Genomic DNA, 6903 nt, shown 5'->3' on the forward strand with positions numbered 1-6903 from the left:
GCCCAGCCCAGCCCCGATCCGGCGGGAACGGGCACGACGGCCTGCGCGTCCTCACATCGAGCAGCGCAGCGGGGGAATCAGCGCAACGAGGGAATCAGTGCAGCGGGGAGAAGGAGGTGGGCCAGGCCATGCTGGACTGGGCGGCGAGAATCTGTTCCGGCGCCCCGGCCGGGGGCCAGATGCCGCGGGCGGCGAGGTCGCGACGGATCTCGACCCGCTCGTCGAGGCCGGAGAACGGCCAGATGTGGACGATCCGCGCCGGGCCGTCGAGCGCGTACATGACGACGGTCAACGGGTCGATGACGTGGCGAGCGGGCAGCGCCCCACGCCAGGCCTCGATGGTCGGCGGCAGGCCGCCGGGGCGCAGGTGGTAGTCGCGGATCTCGTAGACCTTGCCGAACTCCCCGGGGCGGACCGGGGGAACGTAGGGGAACGGCGCGAAGCTCGCCAGGGAGAGGTCGGTGACGGCGCCACCGGGGTCGGCACCGAACGGGGCGTTGGACCGGCGGGCGCGAGTCCGCTCGGCGGCGAGCTCCCCGTCGTCGTCGAACGACCGTAGGACGAACAGTCGGCCCAGCGGGCCGTGCTCGGTCTGCCAGCAGCCGAGCAGGCGACCGTGCGCACCCTCGCCCTCCACCCAGGGCAGCACACCCTCGGCTGCCCGCCCACCGTCGGCCAGGCCGAAGTGCAACGTGGCCAGCTCGTAGCGGACGGCCTGCTCGACGGCGCCCAGGTCGGCTCCGGTGATGACGTCGGGCTCGGTCGGCACAGTTCCTCCTTGACATCGAGAAGATGGTTGATCGAGAAGATGGTTGATCGAGAAGATGGTTGTCTGTCGGGGCGGACCACCACACTGGCCGATCGAGGCCCGGCGCGCTCTCATTCCAGCTCGATTAGGGTGATAGGAAACGATCGCACCGAATGGGCAGGGGTTCTGTGGCGATGAGCGAGACCGAGGCGGGCATGACTGGGGCGCACTGGTTCACACCGGTGGCAGCGGAGGTCAGCCCGGCGGACCTCAACATCGGCGTGCCGCATCCGGCCCGGATGTACGACTACTACCTCGGCGGGAAGGAGAACTTCCCCGCCGACCGGGAGACCGCCGAGCAGGCCATCGCCGCGTTCCCGAACACCCGCAACGCCGCCCGGCAGAACCGCGCGTTCCTGGTCCGGGCCGTGCGCCACCTCGTGGGCGAGGTCGGCATCCGCCAGTTCCTCGACATCGGCACCGGCATCCCCACCTCGCCGAACCTGCACGAGATCGCGCAGGGCATCGCGCCCGACACCCGCGTCGTGTACGCGGACAACGACCCGATCGTCCTTGCCCATGCCCGCGCACTGCTGACCAGCACATCCCAGGGCCGCACCGCCTACCTCGACGCCGACATCCGCGAGCCGGAGCGCATCCTGGCCTCCCCCGAGCTGCGCAGCACCCTCGACCTGACGAAGCCCGTTGCGCTCTCCCTCATCGCGATCTTCCACTTCATCGACGACGCGGACGACCCGTACGGCATCGTCCGCCGGCTCGTCGACGCACTCCCGTCCGGCAGCTACCTCGCGCTGACGAACGCGACCGGCGACCACGACCCGACATTCGAACCGGCCGCGGAGACCTACCGGCGCCGCGGCGTCACGATGCGGCTGCGCCACCGCGCCGAGGTCGAGCGCTTCTTCGACGGCCTGGAACTCACCGACCCGGGCGTACAGGTCGTCCACCGCTGGCGCCCGGACCCCACCACCGAGGACCTCACCGACGCCCAGGTCAGCGTCTACGGCGCCATCGCCCGAAAGCCCTGATGCGCCCCAGTCGATGACAGGCCAGGACCGCCGCGGGCATCGAGGGCGGCATCGCGCCGGCCCCCCGCCGTCACGCTGACGAGTGGCCGACGACAGCCGTCAGCCGTCAGCCGTCAGCCGGCGGCGGACCAGGATTCGATCATGGTGCGGGCGATGGACATCCGGCCGGGCAGGCGGATCGGCGGGGTGGCGGTCGCGGGCGGGTCGGCGGACGGGGAGGCCCAGTCGTCGCCGCGGGCCAGGGCCTCGCGCACCTCGTCGCGGGTGATCCACAACGCCTCGCTGATCTCCGTCTCGTCCAGGCGCAGCGGCTGGGCTGGATCGGCCACCGCGTGGAAGCCGACCATCAGGGACCGCGGGAACGGCCAGCCCTGGCTGCCGAGGTAGCGGATGTCGGTGACGTCGAGCCCGACCTCCTCGCCGATCTCGCGCGCCACGCACGCCTCCAGCGACTCGCCCGCCTCGACGAAGCCGGCGAGCACCGAGAAGCGGCCCGCCGGCCAGGCCCGGTGGCGGCCGAGCAGCATCCGATCCGCGCCGTCGTGCACCAGGCAGATCACCGCCGGGTCCGTCCGCGGGTACTCCTCGTGGTGCTGTGCCTCGCAGATGCGCGCCCAGCCGGCGTTGGCCTGCCGGGTCGGCGAGCCGTCGCGGGCGCAGAACAGGGCCCGGCCGTGCCAGTTCAGCAGGGCGACCGCCGCCGCCAGCAGCGCCGCGTCGCGCTCGCCGAGCTCCGCGCCGGCCGAGAACAGGTTGAGCCACCTGACCTCGCCGCCGGCCGCAACCTGCGCCGCGTCGCCGCGCACCGCCCAGTACGCGGTCTTGTCGGACTCGCCGAGCAGCAGCGCGTCCGGCGGCGGGGAGCCGGCGACCTCGGTCGCCGCCCGCGTCCACAGCCGGAGGCCGGTGTCCGCGCCCTCGACGCCGGGCACCGACCGCACCACGGGGCTGTGCCCCTCCTCGTCGACGAAGACGACCCGGGCGGTGGCCCAGCCCTCCTTCTGCCGCCCGGTGTCCTGCCGCAACGGCTCGTCCCGCAACAGGGCGGCACCCGCCAGCACAGGCGGCCGAACCAGGTCGAAGTGAGTCACAGACGCATCCTCCAGTACAACCCGCGCGCACGTTCACGGTATGCCGCCGCACGGAAGACGGCTAAGCACACCCTCCGAATCCGATCGCCCACCACAAGTAATGTCGAGCGAGGAAGTCATGTCGGGACGGGCGCGGACGCGGACGGGCCGGACGGGCCGGACGGGCCGGACGGTCTCGGCGGCGCGGTGCTCAGGTGAACTTCGGGGCGCGCTTCTCGACGAAGGCCGTGATGCCCTCCCTGCCGTCGCCGACGGCGCTGCGCGCGATCTCGCGTGCCTCCAGCTCCATCTGCGTCTCCAGGCCGTTGGTGAAGGTCTGCACCAGCAGGCGCTTGATGGCCCCGTGCGAGTCGGCCGGACCCGCCGCGATCCGCTGCGCCAACGCCGTCGCCTCGCCGTCGAGCTCCCCCGCGGGCACGACCCGGGTGACCAGTCCCCATTCGAGCGCCTCCGCGGCGGACAGCCGACGGTTGGTGAACATGAACTCCTGCGTGCGGCGCAACCCCATCAACCGGGGCAGCGTGTAGGAGGAACTGCCGTCCGGGCTGAGCCCCACGTTGGTGTAGGCCATGGTGAAGGTGGCGGAATCGGCCGCGAGAACCAGGTCGCCCGCGGCCGCGATGCTGACCCCCGCGCCCGCGGCGACGCCATTGACGGCGACGATCAGCGGCGCGTTCATCCGCGTAAAAATCGACACGGCACGGTGCAGGTCGTCGGCGAGTTTCTTGATTTCCACGTTGATGCGATCGCCGTGGCCCGCCATCTCCTTCACGTCACCGCCGGCGGTGAAGAAACGGCCGGTCGCGGTCAGCAGCACAGCCCGGACCGACGGGTCGCCGTCGCAGGCGGCCGCCGCCCGCGCCAGCTCCGCGGACATCTCCTGGTTGAGGCCGTTCGCGGCGTCCGGACGGTTGAGGGTGATCCGGGCCACTCCTCCGTCACGCTCGAACTTCAGCGTTCGGAACTCCTGGCTCATCAACGTCTCCGTTCACAGGGTGTAGCGGCCGAACGTCCGACGGTCACGCACAGTGCAGTCAGACGTGTCAGGTCCGCATAGTCCCGCCGGTACGGGACGCGCTAAGACAGACCTACCAGCATTCGACCGCAGCCGCCCGCGACCGCTCCCGGCCCCCCGACCGGTCGCCGGGGCGCCGGGGCGCCGGGGCGGTCCGGCGTAGGCGACCGGGGGCACCCAATGTGATGCCCGCATCACAGCAATACACAGGAATACCCAGGAAATTCACAGCCAGATCCCCTTCCGGTCAACTAGCGTGTCCCTTCGTCGGCAGGAAGGCCGACTCAGAGGAAAGGATTTCAAGAATGCCGCTCAAGAAGATTCTTCCGCCGCCGCCCAAGCCGAAGAGGCCGCGCCGGCCGCACCCCCGGCCGCTCCCCAGGAAGCCATCACACGGGTAACAGCGATCCGGCATTTTCGGCCCGGGGTGCGGTGATTGACACCGCACCCCGGGCCGGCCGGGAAAGGCGGTTGGAATGCCGGCGCGACACGCCGAACGCACGGTTGCCGGTCAGACCGCCCCCCGCGACGGGTCGGCCGCGGCACCCGACGGGGCCGCCGCGACCCGTCGGGTGCTGCGCCGCCTGCGTCCCCTGGTCCGGCCCGAGCGCGGGCTGTTGCTCGGCGCGGTGGCGCTGCTGCTCGCCGGCACGGCCGCGGAGACGGCCACGGTGTGGCTCTTCGGTCGGCTCACCGACCGGGCCCTCATACCAGGTTCACCTCGGGAGTTCTGGGGCCCGGCGGCGTTGTGGCTGTCCGTCGCCGTCGCCGGCGGTGCGTGCGGGTACGTGGGCCACTGCCTGGAGGCGAAGGCGTCGGGACGGTTGCTGGGCCGGCTTCGCGCGGCGATGCTCGCCCGCCTGCACGTGCTGTCGCCGACCTTCTTCGCGCAGCGGCCGGCCGGCGACCTCATGACCCGGTTCGGCTCGGACGTGGACGCCATCGACGACCTCGTCGGCGCCGGCCTGGTTCAGGCCATCACCGCCGGCTGCGGGGTGGTGTGCTTCGCCACGGCCGCCTTCGTCCTGCGTTGGGAGCTCGCGCTGCTGGCCTGTGCCGCGGCGCCGCTGCACTGGCTGCTCACCCGGCGGCTCGCGGGCCGCGTGCGGCAGGTCTCGCAGGCCGAGCGGGCCGCGGAGGGCCACATCGGCGCCGTCGTCGAGGAGAACATCGCGGCCAACGCCCTCGTGCAGACCCATGGGATGGCGGCGTACGAGCTGCGTCGGCTGCACCGTTACGGCGCCGCCTGGCGCGAGGCCCGATTCGCCGCCTACCGACTCGCGGCGGCGAACGGCGTGCTGGCCAGCCTGCTGGAGACCGTCTTCGTGCTGGCCGTGCTGGGCATGGGTAGCTGGGAGATCGCGCAGGGGCGGCTGACCGTCGGCGGCCTGCTGTCCTTCGCCGGTTTCCTCGGCTACCTGTACGGCCCGCTGCAGGAGCTCGGCGAACTCGTCGTGACGGTCGGCTCCGCGGTGACCGCCGGGGAGCGGATCATCGAGGTCCTCGACCACCCCGCGGAGGTGGACGACGCCCCGGACGCCCGCCCACTGGGCCACGTCCGTGGCCATCTGCGGTTCGAACACGTGCGCCTGACCTACCCGGACGCGCTCCAGCCCGCGCTGGACAACGTCTCGTTCACCCTGCGCCCCGGCGAGCTGACCGTCCTCACCGGCGGCAGCGGCGCCGGGAAGTCGACGGTGACCAGGCTGCTGACACGGCTGCACGACCCGTCGGCCGGGCGGATCCTGCTCGACGGGCACGATCTGCGCTCGGTGACCCTGGCCTCGCTGCGCCGCGCCGTGACCGTGGTGGCCCAGGACAGCCCGCTCGTCGACGGGACGCTGCGGGAGAACATCGCCTGGGGTCAGCCGGACACCGACCCCGCTCGGGTCGCCGCCGCCGCGCGGGCCGCCGGAGTGGACGGGTTCGCCCGCCGGCTGCCCGATGGTTACGACACGCCACTCGGTCAGGGCGGCCGGCGGCTGTCCGGCGGCCAGCGACGGCGGGTCACGCTCGCGCGGGCGCTGCTGCGCGACTCCCCTGTCCTGGTCCTCGACGAGCCGACGGCGGGGCTCGACGACGCCGCCGCCGAACCGCTGCTGCGCTCCCTACGTCGGCTCGCCGCCGACCGGACCGTCCTCGTGATCACCCATGACCTGCGGCTGGCCGCCCGTGCCGACCACCTCGTCGTCCTCGATCGCGGCCGGCTGGCCCGACCGCCCGCCGCGACGTCAGGCGGGTCAGGCGGGTCAGGCGGCGAACGCCGCCAGCCGGGGGACGAGCTCGGCATTGTGCTGGCGATGGCCGCGATCCCGGCGAGCCGGCGCCATCCGCCGGACGGTCAGCGCTTCCCGGTTCGAGCCGGATGGCCGGACCGCTATCGGTAACGTGCCGGCCATGGCGGCGCTGTTGGACGACTACGTGGCCCGGTCGAGGAAGGCGGTGGCGGCCGGCTGCCTGCTGCGCGACGCCGCCGGGCGCGTGCTGCTGGTGGAGCCGACGTACAAGCCGAACTGGGAGGTCCCCGGCGGGATCGCCGAGCCCGGCGAGTCCCCGCGGCAGACCGCGCAGCGCGAGCTGGGCGAGGAACTCGGGCTCGACCTGCCGGTCGGCCGCCTGCTGTGCGTCGACCATCTCGCTACCGGGCAGCGGGCGGACGCGCTGCGGTTCCTGTTCGCCGTGGACGGTCCGCCAATCCCGGTGGATGCGCTGGTCCTGCAGGCCGCGGAGATCCGCTCGGCCCGGTACTGCGCACCCGCCGAGGTCGCCGAGCGGGCCTCGGCGCGCCTGGCCCGCCGGGTCGCGGCCTGCCTGGCCGCCCCGCACCTGCCCGTCTACCTGGAGGACGGCATCCCCGCCGGGTGAACCGTCGGCGACCCACCCCTTGACCAGATCTGTGACCTGGATAACATAGCTCACCATGTGAGCTGGGTAACATATCCGGCTCTCGCCGTCGGGCCCTTCCAACGGGCTGGGCGGGAGGAGATGGAGGGGCTGTGG

Annotated in this window: 6 protein-coding genes; 3 read left to right on the plus strand and 3 right to left on the minus strand. The window is 72.6% G+C overall.

Translation table 11 applies throughout. The annotated features are described in order from the left end of the window. Positions 1 to 94: 94 nt before the first annotated feature. Positions 95 to 769 (minus strand): NIPSNAP family protein, encoded by a 675-nt coding sequence (locus tag NBZ83_RS28605; RefSeq protein WP_261576181.1) that lies wholly within the window; start codon positions 767 to 769, stop codon positions 95 to 97. Between the two features lie 173 nt (positions 770 to 942). On the opposite strand from NBZ83_RS28605, the gene NBZ83_RS28610 reads away from it, so the two are divergent. Next, complete coding sequence (locus NBZ83_RS28610; RefSeq protein ID WP_261576182.1) at positions 943 to 1797, plus strand: SAM-dependent methyltransferase; 855 nt, start codon at positions 943 to 945, stop codon at positions 1795 to 1797. Positions 1798 to 1910: 113 nt separating this feature from the next. Here the strand turns inward: NBZ83_RS28610 and nudC are convergent, their stop codons facing one another. Next, complete coding sequence (nudC, locus tag NBZ83_RS28615; RefSeq protein ID WP_261576183.1) at positions 1911 to 2888, minus strand: NAD(+) diphosphatase; 978 nt, start codon at positions 2886 to 2888, stop codon at positions 1911 to 1913. A gap of 190 nt (positions 2889 to 3078) precedes the next feature. Beyond that, positions 3079 to 3864 carry an enoyl-CoA hydratase/isomerase family protein gene (locus NBZ83_RS28620; RefSeq protein WP_261564552.1) on the minus strand — a complete coding sequence of 262 codons (786 nt, stop codon included), beginning with the start codon at positions 3862 to 3864 and terminating at the stop codon, positions 3079 to 3081. Between the two features lie 515 nt (positions 3865 to 4379). On the opposite strand from NBZ83_RS28620, the gene NBZ83_RS28625 reads away from it, so the two are divergent. Continuing rightward, entirely contained in the window at positions 4380 to 6290 is a 1911-nt protein-coding gene (locus tag NBZ83_RS28625) for an ABC transporter ATP-binding protein (protein WP_261576184.1), read from the plus strand. A 10-nt stretch (positions 6291 to 6300) separates the two neighbouring features. Next, complete coding sequence (locus NBZ83_RS28630) at positions 6301 to 6768, plus strand: NUDIX domain-containing protein (protein WP_261564555.1); 468 nt, start codon at positions 6301 to 6303, stop codon at positions 6766 to 6768. Positions 6769 to 6903 lie beyond the last annotated feature (135 nt).

The organism is Frankia gtarii (genome assembly GCF_025403375.1).
GTDB classification, from domain to species: Bacteria; Actinomycetota; Actinomycetes; order Frankiales; family Frankiaceae; genus Frankia; species Frankia gtarii.

What these genes read in the sequence shown, in the direction of transcription:
- NBZ83_RS28610 (WP_261576182.1), top strand. Translation starts at nt 943, where the DNA reads ATGAGCGAGACCGAGGCGGGCATGACTGGGGCGCACTGGTTCACACCG.
- NBZ83_RS28620 (WP_261564552.1), bottom strand. Translation starts at nt 3,864, where the DNA reads ATGAGCCAGGAGTTCCGAACGCTGAAGTTCGAGCGTGACGGAGGAGTG.
- NBZ83_RS28625 (WP_261576184.1), top strand. Translation starts at nt 4,380, where the DNA reads ATGCCGGCGCGACACGCCGAACGCACGGTTGCCGGTCAGACCGCCCCC.
- NBZ83_RS28630 (WP_261564555.1), top strand. Translation starts at nt 6,301, where the DNA reads ATGGCGGCGCTGTTGGACGACTACGTGGCCCGGTCGAGGAAGGCGGTG.